Annotated in this window: 15 protein-coding genes; 10 read left to right on the forward strand and 5 right to left on the reverse strand. The window is 38.2% G+C overall.

Going from position 1 to position 20,334, the window contains the following annotated elements; genetic code table 11:
- Positions 1-2: 2 nt before the first annotated feature.
- Positions 3-698 (reverse strand): DUF421 domain-containing protein, encoded by a 696-nt coding sequence (locus ACQY77_RS01295; protein WP_421939796.1) that lies wholly within the window; start codon positions 696-698, stop codon positions 3-5.
- A 392-nt stretch (positions 699-1,090) separates the two neighbouring features.
- Entirely contained in the window at positions 1,091-2,068 is a 978-nt protein-coding gene (locus ACQY77_RS01300) for a Gfo/Idh/MocA family protein (RefSeq protein WP_421939795.1), read from the reverse strand.
- Positions 2,069-2,268: 200 nt separating this feature from the next.
- On the opposite strand from ACQY77_RS01300, the gene ACQY77_RS01305 reads away from it, so the two are divergent.
- Complete coding sequence (locus ACQY77_RS01305; protein WP_421939794.1) at positions 2,269-2,487, forward strand: hypothetical protein; 219 nt, start codon at positions 2,269-2,271, stop codon at positions 2,485-2,487.
- Here ACQY77_RS01305 and ACQY77_RS01310 read toward each other — a convergent pair.
- On the reverse strand, positions 2,484-3,044 hold the full coding sequence (locus tag ACQY77_RS01310) for an RNA polymerase sigma factor (RefSeq protein WP_421939793.1): 561 nt from the start codon (positions 3,042-3,044) through the stop codon (positions 2,484-2,486). The two genes, ACQY77_RS01305 and ACQY77_RS01310, sit on opposite strands and share 4 nt — an antisense overlap.
- 366 nt (positions 3,045-3,410) lie before the next feature.
- Here ACQY77_RS01310 and ACQY77_RS01315 point away from each other — a divergent pair, with 366 nt between their 5' ends.
- The 8 genes from ACQY77_RS01315 (at position 3,411) to ACQY77_RS01350 (ending at position 18,518) form a co-directional block, all read left to right on the forward strand.
- On the forward strand, positions 3,411-7,331 hold the full coding sequence (locus ACQY77_RS01315; RefSeq protein ID WP_421939792.1) for a hybrid sensor histidine kinase/response regulator transcription factor: 3,921 nt from the start codon (positions 3,411-3,413) through the stop codon (positions 7,329-7,331).
- A 349-nt stretch (positions 7,332-7,680) separates the two neighbouring features.
- A complete protein-coding gene (locus ACQY77_RS01320; RefSeq protein ID WP_421939791.1) occupies positions 7,681-10,965 on the forward strand; it encodes a SusC/RagA family TonB-linked outer membrane protein in 3,285 nt (1,094 codons plus the stop codon).
- Positions 10,966-10,981: 16 nt separating this feature from the next.
- Positions 10,982-12,604, forward strand: a complete 1,623-nt coding sequence (locus tag ACQY77_RS01325; RefSeq protein ID WP_421939790.1) for a RagB/SusD family nutrient uptake outer membrane protein — start codon at positions 10,982-10,984, stop codon at positions 12,602-12,604.
- A gap of 24 nt (positions 12,605-12,628) precedes the next feature.
- Positions 12,629-13,570, forward strand: a complete 942-nt coding sequence (locus ACQY77_RS01330) for a DUF5017 domain-containing protein (protein WP_421939789.1) — start codon at positions 12,629-12,631, stop codon at positions 13,568-13,570.
- A 448-nt stretch (positions 13,571-14,018) separates the two neighbouring features.
- Positions 14,019-15,704 (forward strand): hypothetical protein, encoded by a 1,686-nt coding sequence (locus tag ACQY77_RS01335; RefSeq protein WP_421939788.1) that lies wholly within the window; start codon positions 14,019-14,021, stop codon positions 15,702-15,704.
- A 153-nt stretch (positions 15,705-15,857) separates the two neighbouring features.
- Positions 15,858-17,042 (forward strand): T9SS type A sorting domain-containing protein, encoded by a 1,185-nt coding sequence (locus ACQY77_RS01340; protein ID WP_421939787.1) that lies wholly within the window; start codon positions 15,858-15,860, stop codon positions 17,040-17,042.
- A gap of 122 nt (positions 17,043-17,164) precedes the next feature.
- Complete coding sequence (locus tag ACQY77_RS01345) at positions 17,165-17,995, forward strand: AraC family transcriptional regulator (protein ID WP_421939786.1); 831 nt, start codon at positions 17,165-17,167, stop codon at positions 17,993-17,995.
- 145 nt (positions 17,996-18,140) lie between these two features.
- Positions 18,141-18,518 carry a VOC family protein gene (locus ACQY77_RS01350; protein ID WP_421939785.1) on the forward strand — a complete coding sequence of 126 codons (378 nt, stop codon included), beginning with the start codon at positions 18,141-18,143 and terminating at the stop codon, positions 18,516-18,518.
- Between the two features lie 5 nt (positions 18,519-18,523).
- On the opposite strand, the gene ACQY77_RS01355 is transcribed toward ACQY77_RS01350, so the two are convergent.
- Entirely contained in the window at positions 18,524-19,174 is a 651-nt protein-coding gene (locus tag ACQY77_RS01355) for a DUF998 domain-containing protein (protein ID WP_421939784.1), read from the reverse strand.
- A 32-nt stretch (positions 19,175-19,206) separates the two neighbouring features.
- Positions 19,207-19,632: a VOC family protein gene (locus ACQY77_RS01360; RefSeq protein WP_421939783.1), complete on the reverse strand. Its 426-nt coding sequence runs from the start codon at positions 19,630-19,632 to the stop codon at positions 19,207-19,209.
- Positions 19,633-19,769: 137 nt separating this feature from the next.
- Here ACQY77_RS01360 and ACQY77_RS01365 point away from each other — a divergent pair, with 137 nt between their 5' ends.
- Positions 19,770-20,324 (forward strand): hypothetical protein, encoded by a 555-nt coding sequence (locus tag ACQY77_RS01365; protein WP_421939782.1) that lies wholly within the window; start codon positions 19,770-19,772, stop codon positions 20,322-20,324.
- Positions 20,325-20,334 lie beyond the last annotated feature (10 nt).

The following is a 20,334-nucleotide window of genomic DNA, read 5'->3' on the forward strand; positions in this document are numbered from 1 at the left end:
ATTTATCGTAAACGAATTTCATTGATTGCAATTACCCAGTGTTTGTGACTGCATTTTGGGCATTCACAGGATTGTTGTGCTTTAAGATCTTCTACATTACCACAAAAATTACAGGCATATTTTCCTTTGGATGGTATGGTTTCGAACGATTCTTCATATGGTTTTGGGAGTATGGGTAGACCATATCGTACTTCTTTATCCGGATAAAAATAAACACTTAAGTTACCTGATGTTTCGAGGATAGCAGTTTTAACTTGCCCAAGGTGTGATACACTTTGTAATCTCAGTTCGGCAAAAAATTCATCCTGCGCTAAAGCTTCTTTTCCAAATTCATCTATTGAAAATTCGCCATCTTCGATTAAATAGGTTGCTTTTCCTTCTACCAGATCGTCAAAACGTTTACTTTTTGCCATAAAGAAGGTTGTGAGACGATAAGCACCAACAATTACCGCAAATACAGCAATGGGTACCATTAAGCCTACTTCCTTGTAAAACATTGGATCTCCGGCAGCTGAACCTAAAGAAATGATCACTACCATTTCAAACACTGAAAGTTGGGCAACGCCACGCTTGCCAAGCAGTCGTAAGCCAAGCAAGATAATGATATACATGATAGCTGTTCTTACTACGACCTCAATTAGGTATACCCATTCTTCTTCTCCGACCAACATTTTGGTCCAATCCAGTTGTTCTTGCATATGGTGCTTATTATTGCTGGATATTATAACCGTAATGGTAAAGAAATGTTTGAGGACTGTTGCAGGATTAAGCTTAACCTTTGCCACGGAAACACAGCAAAGGGAGTGGAGAGTGGGAAATAGGCTGGATTAAAAGTGTTGTTGGTTACGTGTTGCGGGTTATGGGTCTAAACGCCTAACCAACTCACCCCATATGTGTTGAGAGTTACGTGTTGCAGGTTATGGGGCTAAACGCCTAACCAACTCACCCCATATGTGTTGTTGGTAACGTGTTGCGGGTTATGGGTCTAAGCGCCTAACCAACTCACCCGATGTGTTGCTGGTTATGTGGCTAAGTGGCTAACCTGCTCATATGTTGATTTGCCATGGAAACAATCAATGTTTGCTTATCCTTAAAAATTACCCGTAAAGGCATCCATTACTTCCATTGTAATTAAAGCCTCTTCACCACTACAGGGATTTTCCGCCTGGCCGAGGAAATATTTCACAACCTGTTCTATCATAGGTTGTTGTACATGATCAAGGGGTTCAAAGTTTATTGTCTGAGTTTTGGTTTCATGTTTCAACTCAATTTTATGTCCAAACATTGGAAAGCTGATTTTTCCCTTTGAACCGTAAATCTCACAAATATCAGCTTGATCTGAGCTTGAAACACTAAAGCACCATGTCCCATTAAAAACAACGCCATTCTTAAATAATATTTGTCCAACTACCAGATCATCAACATGGGTGTTTTTCTGTTGTCTCGTTGCTATCCCCATGGCGTTTTGGACGGCTCCAAAATAATAACTCATCAGATCGAGTTGGTGAGGTGCGAGGTCATGAAACAAGCCACCACCAGAGATAGCAGGATCCATTCGCCAGTTTTGGGCAGTTTGCGCCACGAGTTTAGGATTTATCGGCTGGAGCATTTTTAAACCTACAAAACGAACATCACCAATACTATTTCCTGTTAAAAGCCTTTTTACCTCGAGAAACATGGGTTGCGCTCTCCTGTAATGTGCCACTACCAGTTTAACATCATGCTTTAGTGCAGCATCAATCATACGCTGGGCAGAAGCAGCATTTAAGGTCATGGGTTTTTCTACATACACAGGTTTGCCAGCCGCCAAGGCCTCAAGGGTATAAGCCTCGTGCTGCAGAGGAGGTGTGGCAATGTAAATCGCATTGATTTCCGGATCATTTATCAACGCTGTTGCATTATCATACCACTTGGGTACGTTATGACGTTTAGCATAATCAGCCGCCTTCTCTGCATCTCTGCGCATTACAGCTACCAGCTTTGAATTAGGCAACTTGTTAAACGCTGGTCCGCTTTTTACTTCTGTTACGTCACCGCATCCGATAATTCCCCACCTGATTTCTTCCATTAGTTATATTTTGAGATGCAGGAAAGTTACAGAATCTTGTGCAATTGATCGTTACCCAAGGTAAATTATGATTTATCCTAAACCTTAATCATTGGTTTCTAATAGCTGATTTGACTAAAATATTGCTTAGGCTTTGTAAAAAAAATAAGACATAAGAAAAATCATGTGTGTGTTGATTCGGAAAGCGCTCTAAAAATGTAATGACGCAGGAAGAATTCATCATACTATTTGAGCAATATCTGGAAGGCACTTTATCCGAACCGGATATGGTTGCCATATTAGGTAAGGACATAGACTTTGAGTTAAAAGACTATCCCTGGAAATCCAAAATTATGGGAACCAGACAGGAAGTTCGCGATAAGATTATTCAAAGTATAACTAAAAAGATCAAAATTAAGCGAATCAAAAAATCAGATTAAACAGCCATCTTAAGGCACATCCTCAGGTGTCTCAATGCAATAGTAATTTGGTTTTCAACAGTTCGCTTAGAGATATTGAAATGATTAGCAATTTCCTGATTCGGAATAAATTCATTTCTGCTCATCATAAAGATTTCCCGGCAACGATTCGGAAGCGACATTAAATGTGCTTCAGCTTTCAATTTTAGTTCTGTACAATTGAGTTTACTTTCTCCATCATTTAAAGTACTTGTTTGATGTACAACGGTTTCATAATCTTCAATAAGGTCAATCGGAGTCTTTCTGAGTGTTTTCAATTTTCTATAAATGTGATATCTTGTAGAAGCAGTAAGATATGCGCTAAAAGATTCAATTTGAAGCTCATGGCGTTTGGTCCAGATGTTTAAGAAGATATCATTGGTTACCTCTATGCAAAGCTCGCGATCCTTAATGTATGAAAATGCTGTACTGAACATTTTCGACCAGAATTTTTGATACAGTTGATTAAATGCATTAACATCATCTTGCTTAATTAATTTCCACAGATCCTGATCTGTAAATTTTTCATATCCTTTCATTTTGACCTCCCACTTCTTCGCTGCAAGACTGTTGTGAAACACCTACAATCAACTCAGCTGATAACAGTTTATTATTTGGTTTGATGATATCGAAGTTAGGCCCAGACCTGCTTATGGAGGGTTTGCTGAGGGTTCTAAAAGGTTTGAAATCTGTTCAATTATTGAACAGGTGCTATCTCTTCCCTAAACCCTTATAATTGAAGCTTTAGGAACCGAAAAATAAATTCCTTAAAAAGTGTTGAGCTAAATGGTTTTATCTAAAATAATATCCCCATAGGGGTCAAAAAATAATGCCTGAACAGATTTATTCCAGTTATAATCTATAAATTCGATCTCCAGATATAAACCAAACCTGGTAATCAATTGATGAGATTACTTACAATTGCTTTTATTTTTTTGGCAACCTTTTCATTTGCACAGCAAATAACCTTTAAGCATTTGAACATCGATGATGGATTAATGAATAACATTGTCTATAACCTTGTTCAGGATGACGATGGTTTTGTATGGGTTGCCACCCAAACAGGTATTGACAGGTATGACGGTAGCTCATTTAAGCATTATAATTTATTTACCAGAAAGAATAACTACGATTTCAGCAGGGTAATCGCTGTAAAAAAGGATCGTAAAGGAAACATCTGGGGCGCAACCAATAATTACTTATACATCTTTAACAAGTGGATGGATCGGTTTGAACCTTTAGTGGAGATTAGAACTGGTGTTAAAAGGAAAGCCATAACTTTGTTATATATCGATGAAACAGGAATACTGTGGCTAGCAGTTGGCAACGGAATTTCGTTATATAAGTATGATCCAGACAAGCGGAAATTATCATTTGTAGAAACTTATAAAACACCGGTACGATCCATATTTCATGCGCAAAATGAGCTTTTTATTGGCCTGGAAAAGGGCTTACTTCATTATAAATCAAATGGAAGTAAACTCACCTACCTCAATGGTTTATCTCCTCTAAGAAAGGCCGGATTAGACAGTCTATTTATCACTGCTATTGCAAAAGACGACATTGGACGTTGGTGGTTTGGTACATTGAATAATGGAATTTATCTCTATGAGCCTCAAAAACAAAATCTCAGGAATCTTAATGTTATTGATCCGACTCTTAAGCAGCATGTAATTAGGGATTTATCTTTTTCAGCAAGAAATAAGAAAATGTATGTGGCTAAAGACGGTGGAGGGGTAGCTGTTTTTGATAAACAATTGAAGGTTATAAAATACGTGGCAAACGAAGATAATCCTCAGTCGTTGAGTAGTAATGGGGTTTATCATATCTTTGAAGACACTTATAACCGCATATGGGTTTCTACCTTTGGAGCTGGAATCAATATCTACGATCCTAATAAACTGCCATTTATCAGCATTAATCATGAACGGAATGAAAACAATAGCCTGGCCAATAATATGGCTGGTGCTGTGGTTCAAGATAGATCAGGACGATATTGGTTTGGTACTCAGAAAGGGATTAGTATCTATGATGTTAAAACCAAGAATTGGATTCAGCTTAACCGCGAAAACAATAAATTAAGCAGCAACAGTGTACTTTCCTTATTGCCAGATAATGCCGGAAATATTTGGGTGGGAACCTATGGACAAGGTCCGGAAAAAATTGATGCCCAAACAAACCAACAACTTCACTATCCTGATGAAGAAAAAATAAAACAGCTTTCTAAATATACCTATACGATTTATCAAGACAGCTCAGGCAACATGTGGTTTGGAGGAGTCAGAGGGACTTTAATCTGTTACAATCCAAAAAGCCGCACTATCCAGCAATACCCGATAAATGGTGTTAGATGCATGTTTGAATTTAGGAAAGGGATTTTCCTGATCGGAAACAGCAATAAATTATCAAAACTGGATATCAGCAGTAATAAAACAGAAGTACTCACTATACCAGGACTTGAATCTGTTGTTTATTGTATCTATCAGGAGCAAAAAGCTAAAACCATATGGCTGGGCAGTCAGGGAAACGGGTTGTTTAAGTTAGACAAGAACCTTAAACTAACCCGGGTAGTAAATGAATCCAATGGCTTAGCATCCAACATAATATGTGGTATTCTGGAAGATGAAAAAGAGCAGCTCTGGATCAGTACAACCAATGGATTATCTTGTTTAATTAAAAAGAATTATCTGATTAGAAATTACAGCAAGTATGATGGGCTTCCGTCTACACAGTTTAATTATAGATCCTATAATAAATCTACAGATGGTGAAATGGTGTTCGGAACCACCAATGGGTTTGTGAGATTCTACCCCAATCAAATGAATTTAGCCATCGTTAAGCCTAAAATATTACTGCTTGATTTTAAAATCGCAAATAAAAGTGCTCCTGTTGGTATAGAATCATCTCCACTAAAAAGACATATCAATTTTGCATCTGATTTAAAGTTGTCTTACTCACAAAATTCGTTTTCATTCGAATTTATCGGAATGAGACATGCTAATCCCAAACAAATTAAGTATTCATGGCGGTTAAAAGGTTTTGAAAGTGAATGGAGCCCGGCAACATCAACAACAATAGCCAATTATACTAATATCGATCCGGGTGATTATGAGTTTGAAACCCGCGCCTCTCATGACGGTTTTTCCTGGTCAAAAGAAATCAGACGCGTTCATATTACCATTACACCTCCATTTTGGCGGAGTGGTGTTGCCTATCTGGTTTATTTCCTGCTACTGGTATTGTTAGTGATTGTCGGCTTTTATTATTTTAAAACCTGGTTGAACCAGAAACACTATAAAGATCGGCTTCAGTTTTTTGCTAATGTTGCACATGATATTCGTACTCCTTTAACATTAATTAAAACCCCTGTAACTGCTCTGTTATCCCGGAATACAATTAAGGATGACGACCGTGTTAACCTCAAATTGGTAGAGCGAAATGTAGAACGATTAAATCGTTTTGTAAATCAGTTGCTTGATTTTCAAAAGGCCGATCTAAATAAGATGAACCTGAAAGTATCCAGACAAAACCTGGCAAAAGTTTTACCTGAATTACTTGATTCCTTTGCACCATTGCTTGCAAGCAAAGAAATGCAGCTGATTAAAGATATACCAGAAAATGAACTGCAAGTATGGATTGATGTTGAAAAATTTGAAAAAATCATCTACAACCTGATGTCTAACGCAGTAAAATACACCAAAATTGGAGGTACAATCCATGTTCAACTTCTAACGGTAGATAGTTATTGTGAGATAAGGGTTAAGGATAACGGAATAGGTATTCCTGAAAAACAACAGAAGTTTATTTTTAATAATTATTACCGAGCAGATAATACTGTAAACTTGCAGGAAACAGGAAGTGGGGTAGGTTTAATGTTAACTAAACAGTTGGTAGAACTGCATAAAGGGAAAATTTCTTTTCACAGTTCTAAAGAGAAGGGAACAATCTTTATTATTCAATTACAGCTTCATCCTGCCTTTAGCGAGGATGAAATCCTGGATGCTGAGGTTATTCAGGACCTGTCATCAGCCGATCCTCAACAATCAGATATTGCAGAAGGCGGCAAAGGAAAGCTACTGATAGTAGAAGATAATACAGAGCTTCGTGAGTACCTGAGTCGTGAATTATCTGTAACTTATCAGGTGTATGCTGCCGAAAACGGAATAAAGGCTATTCAAATTGCGAATCAATATCATATCGATTTGATTTTATCTGATGTAATGATGCCGGAAATGAATGGCTATCAGTTCTGTGCTGCAATTAAAAAGGACGTAGCCACCTGCCATATCCCGGTAATTCTCCTAACCGCCATCAGTGGTATGGAATACCGTATCGAAAGTATGGAGCTTGGGGCAGACGATTATATCGAGAAACCCTTTGATCTGAATTATTTAAAAGCCAGAATTGTGAATTTACTGGCTACCCGGGCATCATTAAAGAATAAATTTCTAACTGTATTTGACTTTCCTTCAGTTTCAGAAGACGGACCGAATAGTTTGGATACAGCCTTCCTGAACAAAGCCATTAAAATTGTCAACGATAATATTGATAATCCTGACTTTTCAGTAGAAAAACTATGCCAGGATGCCGCTGTTAGCAGGCCTGTACTTTTCAGGAAACTTAAAGCTTTAACAAGTCAGTCTCCTCAGGATTTTATTAAGATTATTCGCCTGAAAAAAGCGGCAGAACTCTTACATACCAAATTACATTCTGTGAACGAAATTGCCTTTCTTTGCGGCTTTGCTGATGCAAAATATTTTAGTACCTCTTTTAAAAAACACTTCGGAGTGAGCCCTACGCTATATAATCAAAGAGATTCATCTTAATAAATTTCAATTGAGATTTGCTTATTGTTTAGGATGAAGTCGTTAATAAACAGACTTGAGCTTTTACTGTATCCTGTCAAAAATCAAGCTGAAATTTTAATTATTAAAATTGAATCCTCAACTGCCCCTTAATTACATGACCGTGTAATTAAGCGAAGTGTATACGCAATACGGTTCGTTAATAATTTAATATTTCATGTGTGTAAAATCACTGAAATGTCTCCCTCATTCAGAATCCTTTTAAACAACATCTTCCAGGTGAAGGTAGCTACACGGAAGCTATGTGGTTTCAGTATGGTTTTATTTAAGTCAGGATTCTAAGCTAAGAACCAAATAATAAATAACCAATATGAATTTAATGTTGAATACTTGCAGTAGGATTCTTCACAAACCCGTAAGTCAATTACCAGGTGTGAAGTTGTGCTTTTCGCTGCTATTTTTTCTTTCTTTCTTAACTGTTGGGGCAGTTGAAAGAGGCTTGTTAAGAATTGATCCCATCACCATTAACGGTAAAGTGCTCGATGAGACAGGACAACCCCTGGTGGGTGTTTCCGTTCTTTTAAAGGGCACACAAATTAAAACACAAACCAATAGTGAAGGTGGGTACACAATTAAAGTACCCGAACAATCAGGAGTTCTGGTATTTAGCTATATCGGCTATATCAAAAAAGAAGTAGAGATTAAGCACGCTGGTCCTATTAACGTTACGCTACAGCCTGAAAGCAGTAAACTGGACGATGTTGTAGTGGTAGGTTATGGAACGGTTAAGCGTCCTGATATTACTGGTTCCGTAGGATCAGTGAACATGAAAGATTTAGCCAAAGCACCTGTAACAAACTTTACAGACGCCTTAGCCGGTCGTGTGGCTGGTGTACAGGTAAACAGTAATGACGGACAACCGGGCAATGTATCTAACATTGTTATACGCGGAGCCAACTCTTTAACACAAAGTAATGCTCCACTTTATGTTGTAGATGGCTTCCCGATGGAGGATGTGGATGCCAATAATATTAGCTCAGCAGATATTGCTAATATCGATATTTTGAAAGATGCTTCGGCAACAGCAATATACGGCGCACGTGGTGCAAATGGTGTTGTGGTTATTACCACTAAAAAAGGCAAATCAGGCCGTCCAATATTCTCTTTCAATAGTTATGTGGGTATGCAGAACAACCCCAAAAGGGTTAAGCTATTAGATGCCTATGAGTATGTGAAGCTTATGCTGGAGGTAAATCCCAGTACGAATACGCCAAGATACCTCAACAGTAATTTCCCAACCCTGGAGTCTTATAGAAACGCGACTACAATCGATCTACAGGATGAGTTATTTCGAACAGCAATATATCAAAATTACGATATATCGCTGCGAGGTGGGAATGAAAACACGCAATATTCCATCTCTGGTAACAGGCTCGATCAGAATGGAATTATCATTAATTCGGGGTTTAAAAGATGGCAGGGCCGTTTTGATCTGGACCAAAAAATCAATAAATCCATTAAGGCGGGTCTGAATGTAAATTATGGGTATTCTAAAAACTATGGAACACCCATTAACAATCCTAACTTACCGGCAGCCCTGAATAACTCGAACGGAACAACAGGGGTATTGGGCACAGTTTGGTCTTATCGTCCAACAAGAGGTAAAAATGATGATCTTGAATCGATAACAGATGAATTGTTTGATAGCGGTGACGGAGCCGATGGATCACTGATTAATCCTATTATAGAAGCCAATAACCTGTTGCGTGAAAACATCTCTCATAATCTCAATATCAATGCATACACCAGAATTAACGTAGCCAGGAATCTGGTATTTAAGACCACATTTGGCATTAATGATACAAAGAAACAAAACAACCGTTTCTATAATTCGAATACATTTTATGGTAGAGACACCATTCCGGGAAGAGCAAATCTTGGTAATGGAGTTAGTGGTACAATTGTATACAACAATAAAACCTCTCTTACTAACGAAAACACATTGAACTATAAACTTAATGTAAACGACGCTCACCATTTTGATATGCTGGCTGGTATAACTTTTCAACGGACAAAAGAAAGTGAAAGAGGTCTTGCAGCAACACACATTCCAAGGGAAAACGAGTTTATGGGATTGGATGCGCTTGGAACAGCTCCAAGATTATGGTCGCCAACAGATGCCAGTTACAGTGTAATTTCTAATTCTGGTATTAATATCCTGAATTCATATCTGGCTAGAGTAAATTACGACTATAAAAGTAAATACTTATTAACCGCTTCCTTCAGGGCAGATGGTAGTTCGAAATTTGCAGCAGGACACCGTTGGGGATATTTTCCTTCTGGTTCATTGGCCTGGAAAATCACAGGAGAAGATTTCATGAAAGGTATACCACAAGTATCAGAAGCTAAAATCAGGGTGGGATATGGTGTAACGGGAAATAACCGGATAGGAGACTTTGATTACCTTCCCCGCCTTGATGCCTCTGCAGTACGTGGTTACTCATATAATAACCTGGCAGGAGGTTCTGGTGTTACCATAGGAAGTATCGGCAATGCTGATTTACGCTGGGAAACTACTGCTATGACTAATATTGGACTTGATTTAGGATTGTTTAAGCAAAGAATAGTCATTACTGCCGATTGGTATAAAAAGAATACAAACGATTTGCTTTTAAATGCGAACGTGCCCTCCACATTAGGGGTATCAAGCGCAATTAAAAATGTTGGAAAAATGCAGAATACTGGTTTAGAACTCAGTTTAACCAGCACAAACATTGAAACCAAATCGTTCTTGTGGTCAAGTACCTTTAATATTGCCTTTAATCAAAATAAATTAGTAGAACTTACTGAAGGAGCAAGCTTTTTAACACTTCCAGCCAATACACTTGGTGGAATAGGCTCTACAAATGCCTATAGTGCCATTTCGCCTTATATTTCTGTAGTCGGCCAGCCTGTAGGCCAAATGTATGGGGTTATTTTTGACGGTTTGTATCAATATTCCGATTTCGATAGGATGCCCAATGGAAGCTACGCACTTAAAGCAGGTATGCCATTTTACGGAAGTAGTGCAACAATACAACCTGGATGGGCCAAATACAAGGATCTTAATGGTGATGGAACAATAAACGCACAGGATTACACCATAATCGGACGGGGTTTACCCATTCATATTGGTGGTTTTTCCAATAACTTTAGTTATCATAACTTCGATTTAAATGTTTTCTTGCAGTGGAGTTATGGAAATAACATTGTTAATGCCAATCGCATTATTTTTGAGTCGCCGGCAGAGGTAACTAGCAGAAATCTTTATGCTACTATGGCCAACAGATGGTCGCCAACCAACCAAAATACAGATATACCAGTTGGAATAGCGACTAATTATTTAGGCTATAACTCGCGAGTAATAGAAGACGGTTCTTTTTTAAGATTAAAAACCATTTCCCTGGGATATAATCTATCGCCATCATTGCTTAAAAAAATCAGTTTATCTGCTTTGAGAGTTTATGCCACAGCTCAAAATATCTATACCTGGACTAACTACAGCGGTACCGATCCGGAAGTTTCAACGCGAAATACAGTACAATCTCCGGGATTCGACTATACCGCTTACCCACTTCCTAAAACACTTGTTTTTGGAATTAATGCAAGTTTCTAATCATAATTAAATAAATATGAAAACAAGACTCTTAATACTCGCCGCTTTAGCTACAGTTTTTAGCTCATGCGAAAAGTTCTTAGATACTACACCTACCAGCTTTACTACCCCAGGTAATTTTTATACCAATGAAGTACAGCTTCAAACCGCTCTTAATGGCGTATATGATGTATTAACAACGGAATCCTTTTTGTATGGACCATTCGGAACCAATTTGGCACTTAAATTTGGTTTTACCACAGATGAGGGCTTTTCGCCACAGTACGTAGAAATGCTTTTCAATTTTGATGCAAGTTCTGCTGCAGTTGCAGGTACATGGAAAGGGCTATACACAGGAATTGGACGGGCTAACTTATTACTGTCTAAAATTGATGATGTGAATATGGATGAAAAGAAAAAGAATATTATCAAAGGGCAAGCACTTTTTCTTCGTGGATACTATTACTATTTATTAGCAGTTTGTTACGGTGATGTACCATTGGTACTTAGCCCGGCAACATCAATTAATGGTGATCTGAGTGTGGCAAGAACACCGGTTAAGGAAATTTATAGTCAGGTTTTACAAGATATGAATGCTGCAGAGGTATTACTCAAAAACGCCGGTTTCACTTCAAAATCTTTAGGATATGCAGAAAAGGTTACAGTAGATGCTGTTTGGGGCATTTTGGCCAGAGTTTCTTTAACAATGGCTAGTCCGGGAGTTTCAGGTAAGCCAATTGATGCCTCCAAATATGCAGATGTTGTAATGTGGGCGGATAAACTATTGTCTTCTGCTGACCATGCCTTAAACCCAAGCTATAAACAGGTTTTTATTAATATGCTTCAGGATAAATATGATGTAAAGGAATCCATCTGGGAAGCAGGATTGTATGGGAATACCTCTACAGAAGGATCTAATTATGTTTTTTATACAGCCATAAGAAACAGTCCGGGAGGTGCGCAAGGAACAGCAACTGTAACCCGGAAACTTTTTTCGTCCTATGCAGTTTGGGATTCTGTTCGTTGCAACTGGAATTGTGCTAATTTCTTTTACACATCAACACCTACTTCCTTTAGCCCCCCTACAACAACAATTACCAATGCCTGGAATTATCAGGTAGGAAAGTGGAGAAGGATATATGAATCTTCATTTACTGGTACAGGAGGAGTAGGACAAAGCAGTTATAATGCTACAAATATGCCATTATTGCGTTTGGCAGATGTTTATCTTATGAAAGCAGAAGCATTAAATGAAATGGATAAGCCAGCTGCAGAAGTTTGTGAAGCCATTAATCCGGTTAGGAGAAGAGCATTTAAAATACCTACCAATCAAGTCAATGCAACATGCGATGTCCCGCTTACGCTGAACAAAGAACAATTAAGACAAGAGATCAGAGCAGAGCGCATGCGCGAACTCTGTTTTGAAGGCATTAGAAAATGGGATCAGGTACGTTGGGGCACCTATTATAAAGATTTGGTTGACATTGGTGTAGCGGCAAGTGATCCTGTAACGGGTATTCCTTCTACAGGAACATTTGGCAATCAGCGTGCACGTTTGTTAGCAGCATGTTCGGCAGTGTCGCCTAAACACTTTTTGTTACCGATACCAACAATAGAAATGCAATTGAACACGAAACTTACCCAAAACCCAGGTTGGTAAGCTTTAACTTAAAAAGAAAGAATTATGAAATATATATGGACTATGCTTTTGGGGATATCTTTACTATCTTCTTGCTCAAAAGACATCAAAGTTGAAAGTCTGGAACAACTAAATATTACCCTTGATCAGGCTAAACTTGTCGGAGATAGTTATCAGTTTAAGCTAGGAGATACAGTTAAATTTCTGATGACTGGTAAAGCTGATAACATTACTTTCTATAGTGGTGAAACGGGTAAAAACTACAGTAACGCAACAAGGGTTTCAGGTATAGGGAAAACATTACTCAGTTTGACCAGCAGTGTTACAAGTGGTAGTCAAACCAATACCCTGAAAGTTTATGCCATTAATAAACTGGAGAAATTAGATTATGATTTTATAAATACGGCAAATTGGACTGATATTACCAGTAAGGTAAGCCTGGCGACAAGTAGTACTGCTGTTAATGCTACAGATATTGATATTTCGGATATTATTACGTCAGCTGCAGATTCTTTATTTATTGCTTTCAAGTACACCGGGACAACAGGTTCAGCTCAACGTACCTGGACGATTACCAATTTAACTTTAACTAATTTACTGCCTGATGGTACAAGGTCTCCTTTACTTACTTTAGCCAATGACGCCAATTTTTGGACAAGAGTAAAATCGCCTACATCTCCTGCCAGCTGGACACCATCTTCATCTCAATTGCAAATAGTTGGAGGTGCTGCAAGCGCTGCAAGCAATGTGTCATGGATTGTTAGCCGTGCGCTGGATGTGAAAAGAGTGACGCCCGATTTACCAACAGTTTTAAAACACCTGGGAAGTGAAATCCCTAATTTTTTCTCCGGAGGGAAGAATATTGATGGACATACATACATCTACTCCAAGCCAGGAAAATACAAAGCAACCTTCGTTGCATTTAATACATCAATTGATAGAAGTGAATCGGTATTAAAAGAATTTAATATCGAAATTTTGCCATAACACAATCAGGACCCGTTGATTTACTGATCAGCCCCATTGGGTTGATCAGTTTTTTTTATAAAAAGATTTTCAGTGGAACCATGTGTGTGATACTGATAAAGATGCTCTATAACATAGAAGGCAGTTAAAGTTGCAAAGCCGAACATTGCCTAAACAATACTAACCAAATCAAACAAACTGTTATGAAATTTTCTTTACTCGTTTTCAGAGCTATGAGCTCATTTCTAAATCCAATCTGGATAATTCCAACCCGCGGTCAGTGCTGATTCCCATTAAAATCTAGCCCGCGTAGCTTCCTTATTGTTTTCATAAATATCTCAATGCTTGGTATAGTTTATCTCTTTGGTATTCTTGATGAGTTTTGTATGGTGTAGATAGTATTCAGGAGTAATTTGAAAGATAGATAATATCGTCAGTACATTTTAACCTTAAACTAAATGGAATTAAAATGAAATTAAGAATTTATCTTTTTTTACTAATCATGGCATCTTGTCTTGTAGTTAAGGCGCAAGGCACTTGGAATTCTTCCTCAATTAGTACCTGGAATTACAATTTAAATGCAGAAACCGGCTCAGCGAGCACCTTCACACCAGATAGTTTAGCACTGGTTTCGGTAGGTGGCAATGGTCAACTGGTTTATCGGAAATTTGCCAATGAGGGCGAAACCAATGCAGTAAATGTTATCCCTGATTTTTCTATGTGTGGATACAAAAAAGGCGGTGTTGCCATACCCAATATTACAGAAATTAAAAAGACCCTAAGCCCGCTGGCTAATAATGCCGATAATACTGCTCAAATACAAGCAGCTATAGATGAGGTAAGCGGATATACCGCGGATGGAAACGGAATCAGAGGAGTTATTTTACTAACTGCAGGTACTTACAACTTATCTGATACACTCAAGATAAGTCAGAGTGGTGTTATACTTAGAGGCGAAGGACAAGGCACTTCAGGCACAGTATTGATGGCCAATAAGTTAAGCAAACATGCTTTCATTACCATCACCGGTACCACTACAAGCCTTGGCACGGATGTGTCTTCCAACCGGATTGACATTGCAGACAGTTATGTGCCAACAGGTGCCAAATCTTTTAGACTTGCTTCAGTGAGTGGTTTAAGTATCGGTTCAACCATTGTTGTTGTTAGAAAACCCAATCAGGCATGGATTGACACTCTTCAAATGGGACAATACGGTTGGACTGCAAGTGGTTATCTTATGCGTTACGAAAGAACAATAACCAATATTTCATCTGATACAATCACAATTGATGCTCCAATTGTAGATGCCATACAAACACTGTATGGAGGAGGATATGTTTATTTAGGAGATGCCGTAGGCCGCATCGAAAATTGTGGAGTTGAAAACATGCGATTAGTATCTGCTTACGATACTAATAATATCGAAGATGAATCGCATGGCTGGCAGGCGATCCGCATTTTAAGTGCACAAAACTGTTGGGTTAAACAAGTTACAGCGAAATATTTCGGTTATTCATGCGTATCAATAGGCGCTTACTCCAGATTTAATACAGTTGAAGAATGTGCAATGTTGGACCCGATATCAATTACCACAGGAGGACGTAAATATTCTTTTGAATTAGAAAGTGGGATTACAAACTTTAATCTTTTTCAAAGGTGTTATACCAGGGGTGGAAGACACGATTTTGTTACCGGTGCAAGAGTTCCAGGCCCCAATGTGTTCTTAGATGGATATTCGGAAGAAACACATGCAGATATTGGCCCCCATCACCGTTGGGCAACGGGATTGCTGTTTGACAATATTAAAGGTGGCGAGATCGTAGTGCAGAACCGTGGTGATATGGGAAGCGGACATGGCTGGGCTGGAGCTCAGACACTCTTTTGGAAATGTATTTCTCAAATAGAAAATATCAAAGTAGAGAGCCCTAAAGGCGGTAAGAACTGGGGTATAGGTGGGTCAGGGTTAAGGGCTGGTGCTGGTTTTTGGGAAAATCATGGCAACCCGGTAAATCCAAGGAGTTTATACATTAGTCAGTTAAAGGACAGACTTGGAAGTACGGCTGTTGACCAGGTAACTACTACCGCCCAAAGGAGCGGGTCGATATATGAATTACTAAAAACATGGGCAGGAGAGGGTGCGCTCCCTGCTCAGTAATTCAGTCCATCGAATCCAATCTTTATTGTTTGAATCTTCAATCCATCATGATATTCAATATGAATTAATTAAAGCCAGTGAAGCGTCTGATAGCAAATACCTTGTTGTCAGTAAGTTGAATTGGGTATTTCTCATCTTCAAATGTTATTTAAAATGAAAAAATACATAATTGCCATAGTGAGTATGCTCCTAATCGGAAGTTCGGTTTTTGGACAAAATACAGTTAGCTTTACTTTTACCGGAACAAATGTTTCTTCACTTTCTACATCTGCTGCTCCAGGTTTTATGCCAAAACCATCAGGAGGGACGATCCGGGTAGGAGCGGGAAGCAGCGGAACACCGATATACAAGTTAACCCGTTCTTCGGGAAATACAACTTTTAAGTATCAGGCATCAAGTGCCAGTACTGTAAGTAAGTTTTCAGCCTATGGCATTCCTTCAGCTTCTTCGGTAGCCAGTTTATTCTATACGATTACTTTTAACGACAGTACATCAACGAATGTAAACTGGCTTTATGGCATCGGAAATACAGCCAGCAGCTCTAATGTTATCAATAACGGATCAGGGATTCCTAAAAGCGGTACAACTTCTTCACCTGAACTCTTTGGTGTTGTGAGATGGGCAATTTCCAACAATGATGCTACCCGTAAATTGGTATTCAGCTATCGGAATAAAGCTACTTCCACATCAACGGTGAGCTTCACTACCATAAGCAGCAGTTTTTTTCAAAAGGGTGTTGATTATAATATGGAGTTTTATTGTAACAATACTTCTAACAGCCAAACTTATACCCGTAGCGCAGTGGTGTATACAGTTGCTCCCCGCAGTTATCACATTTGGGCAAATAGTACGCGTTTAAGTGTGTCTTCTAATTATGATTTCCCAGCAAATGAACTGGCATCAAATACCGTAATCAATGCAACTGTGCTAACAAGCGACCAATCTCAAACCAGTGGTGTTGGAGATAATTCTGCCGCGGTAAACCTGAAAGATATTCGTATGGAGTTCCCAACAGTTAGCGGTTCCGGTTTAATGAGTTTTGCTAAAAATGATGGTTTACGTTCTTTCTCCCCAAAAGATTTGAATAGTTCACTGGAGAATATCATTAAAGTATATAAAAATAATGGAGAGTTGTGGACGTCATTAAATCTTTTAGAAAAAGGAAATGTGAAGATAACAATCGTCAACGTGTTAGGTTCGGTTTTGGGTAAATTCGATATCCAGGGTGAAAAAGGAAGCAACAACTTCGCAATTCCGGTGTCTATTCCGAGTTCTGGTGTCTACATTGCCTCATTTAAGTTAAATAATGAAGTGAAAAACATCAAATTCTTGTATTAAGCACTCAAACTCATGCGCAATCAATCCCCTGCAACGAAAAGGCGCAGGGGATTTTTACATTCCGGTGTATCAATTCATGGATAATATTTTCCAATTCGAAATCAAGTATTATCTTTAACTTGATGAGGAACACATCTTCGAAGATTCCATTAGAAATCAGACAGCTATACAAACCTGTTCAGCCAACCGTTACACAATCGGCTGGCCAGGTGCGTTATCACGAAATAATTCCAATAGAAAATCTTCAACCCTTTATTTACTGCTATTGGCAACTTCAAACCCAGCAAGCATTAAGCGAAACCTTTGTATATCGCGTGGTAGCGGATGGTTGTATTGATATATTCTTTGAACTCAACAATCCCAAAGAAAATTTTATTATGGGATTTTGCAAGCAGTTTACTGAATTTCCCCTGGAAAATACTTTCAATTACATTGGAATTAGGTTTTTGCCAACAATGTTTCCGCAGTTATTCAAAATAAATGCGCTGGATTTAAGTAACAAATTTCTGGACCTCAGTGCTGTTCTCCCTAAAGTAGCCCAATTTATTGCTCAGAACATTATTCCTCAACAAAATTTAACCCAAATTAAAACGCTATTAGATAATTACTTTACCAATCATCTTGCTTTAGTTAATATGGAGTACGACCCCAGATTGTACGGGGCCGTATCAATAATTTTGAATCAAATGGGGGTAGTAGATTTATCCAGGGATATTGATACCGGTATCAGTAGCAGGCAAATGCGCAGACTTTTTGAATTCTACATCGGCGACACAGCTAAAACCTTTTGTCAGGTTGTAAGGTTTCAGAATATATTAAAAGCCAAACCATCTTCACAGAGTTTGAAACACAATAAACTTTTTTTTAACGCGGGATATTACGATCAGGCGCACTTTATTAAGGAATTTAAAAACTTTTATGGGGTAACTCCAAGTCGAGCGTTTGGAAGATAAAATGGCCGATTTTTACAATACTTATCACCTTTTTCATCAGAACTTAGCTGTGTAAAAGCTATAAGAAATGAAAAAGTTAATTTTAATTATTGGTATACTTATATTATCAGTGAGCGTATATTCACAATCAAAAAACAAAAGTAAAATGAAATTAAATGCAGGTATCGTTACAAGTAAATTGGCAGAGAGTAAGGCTTTTTACATAGAGAACTTAGGTTTTGGAGTAACCTTCGAAAATGAATTCTACTTGTTGCTTCATACCCCCAATAATGAGGCGGAAATTAGCTTCTTAGTACCTAATCATCCCAGTCAGCAAACCTTATTTCATTTACCATTTCAGGGACAGGGAATGTACCTCACTATTGAAGTAGAGCAGGTAGATGAAATTTACAAGAGCTTAAAGAAAAAAGGAGTTCCGATTAAAATAGATATTCGTAACGAACCCTGGGGAGACAGGCATTTTGCCATTGAAGATCCCAATGGAATAGGAATAGATATAGTTAGCTATGCAGCGCCGGAATGAATTAGCTATTCTTTGTCTTTAAGTAAAAACTCACCCTTCACCAGCCAGGAAATTCCAAAAGCCCAAAGCGCAATGCCTTCAAGATAAAATACAGGTTTCAGCTTATTTAAGGATGTGTGTTCTCCCCAAACAAAATAGCAAGCTAAGAGAATGATACAAATAAGCATGATTAATCCACATATCTTGAAAATCACATTTCGCTTCTTCTTTTGAATAGTTTTGGTTCCGTTACTCTTGGTAAACAGAAAGAAAGCAAAAAAGGTTAGCGTGAGAAACAGACAAGCCGCAAAAATATAATGAATTTTACTGATAATGGGGTTCTGGTCTTCAGGAATAAATGCGCATGAATTTGCTGGTGGTTCAACTCCTGTTGGGAAGAACGCTACACCCAAAGCAAAAAAACAAGCTAAATTTCCGGCTATTCTGTCTGTGCGATCGTATCCGTTGTAGGCAAACATAAAAAAGCCAACAATACACAGTGTACCTACAAATATATCGCGCATTACCGTATGATAATAACTACTGATTGAACTTTGAACCGTACTGCAATTTCCAACAATTACTGATCCCAGGATCAGAATAACGGGGAAAGCCAAACCCAATAACCCCACAATCTTACGCAAAGTGTTGTAGGAAATTACAATGTTCTTGTTCATGGGAAGTTTGTTATTAATACATAATAGGGTATTTATGCATCTAATAATGCCTGTATATCAAATTTCTTCATTTTCATAAATGCAGCAATCACCCTCGGCGCTTTCTCCGGATCGGCCATGAGCTGGTGTAAAACCCTGGGAACAATTTGCCAGGAAAAGCCATATTTATCACTCAACCACCCACATTGATCATAACGTCCACCTTCACCTAACTTTTCCCAGTAAAAATCTATCTCTGTCTGGTCTTCACATTCAATTACATATGATGTTGCTGGAGTTGGCTTGTAATGTGGTCCACCGTTTAATGCCATAAACTTACTTCCCTTCAATTCAAACATCACAACCATCGGATTTTCACTTGTAATTTTAGCGTCCTTGAAAATAGAACAGTAGAAAGTTGCGGCGGCTTTGGCCTGGCCGTCAAACCACAAGCAGGGGTAAAGTTGATTTGTCATCATTAAAATATAATTATGGTGCAATTGTTATGCTGTTTATATTAAAGTTACTGAATCTTAAGGATTACAAACACAGTTCAGGACTTAATTATTTAATTTTCCTATTTTCGGAGGGCTCTAATGATACCCTGAAAGCAAAAATGAAACGAAGTAGATCTCCGCTATTCAATTTAAGAAACCTGATTAAGCAGTATATAATCGTATTCTTAATGCTAATCGCAATAACCGGATGTAGGAATGAGCATTCAAAATCGGGTTACAATAAAAAAGTCGATTCGCTAAAAACATCAATCGACTCAACTATTCAAGATGTTAACAATCAGCCGGATACTCAAAAAAGGAGCACAGCGCCAGTTCCTGAAATTAATGAGGAAGCCATGCAACGGGCAGTAATAAATAAAAGCGATAGCAGTTTTACGGTTTATAATAATATTCGGGCCGATTATCGGATTATAGGTTATCAACTACCAGATACCAGTTCTAAAAAGATGGTTCTGTTTTCTGTATTCACCGCCGATGTAGAAAATAATCCCGGTCGTTGCCCTTATGGATCTTATTACGGATCGCCAGGCAAAGAAGACCTGGAAATTAAATATATCGGCGATCAGGGAAATTTTGTTAAAGCCTTCATCAATAATGCAAAAGGAGAAAGTGCTACAATTTATTTCCCCAAAAAATGGGTTGAATTTGAATAATGGAATGTAA

The organism is Pedobacter sp. (genome assembly GCF_965279535.1).
Taxonomy (GTDB): Bacteria; Bacteroidota; Bacteroidia; order Sphingobacteriales; family Sphingobacteriaceae; genus Pedobacter.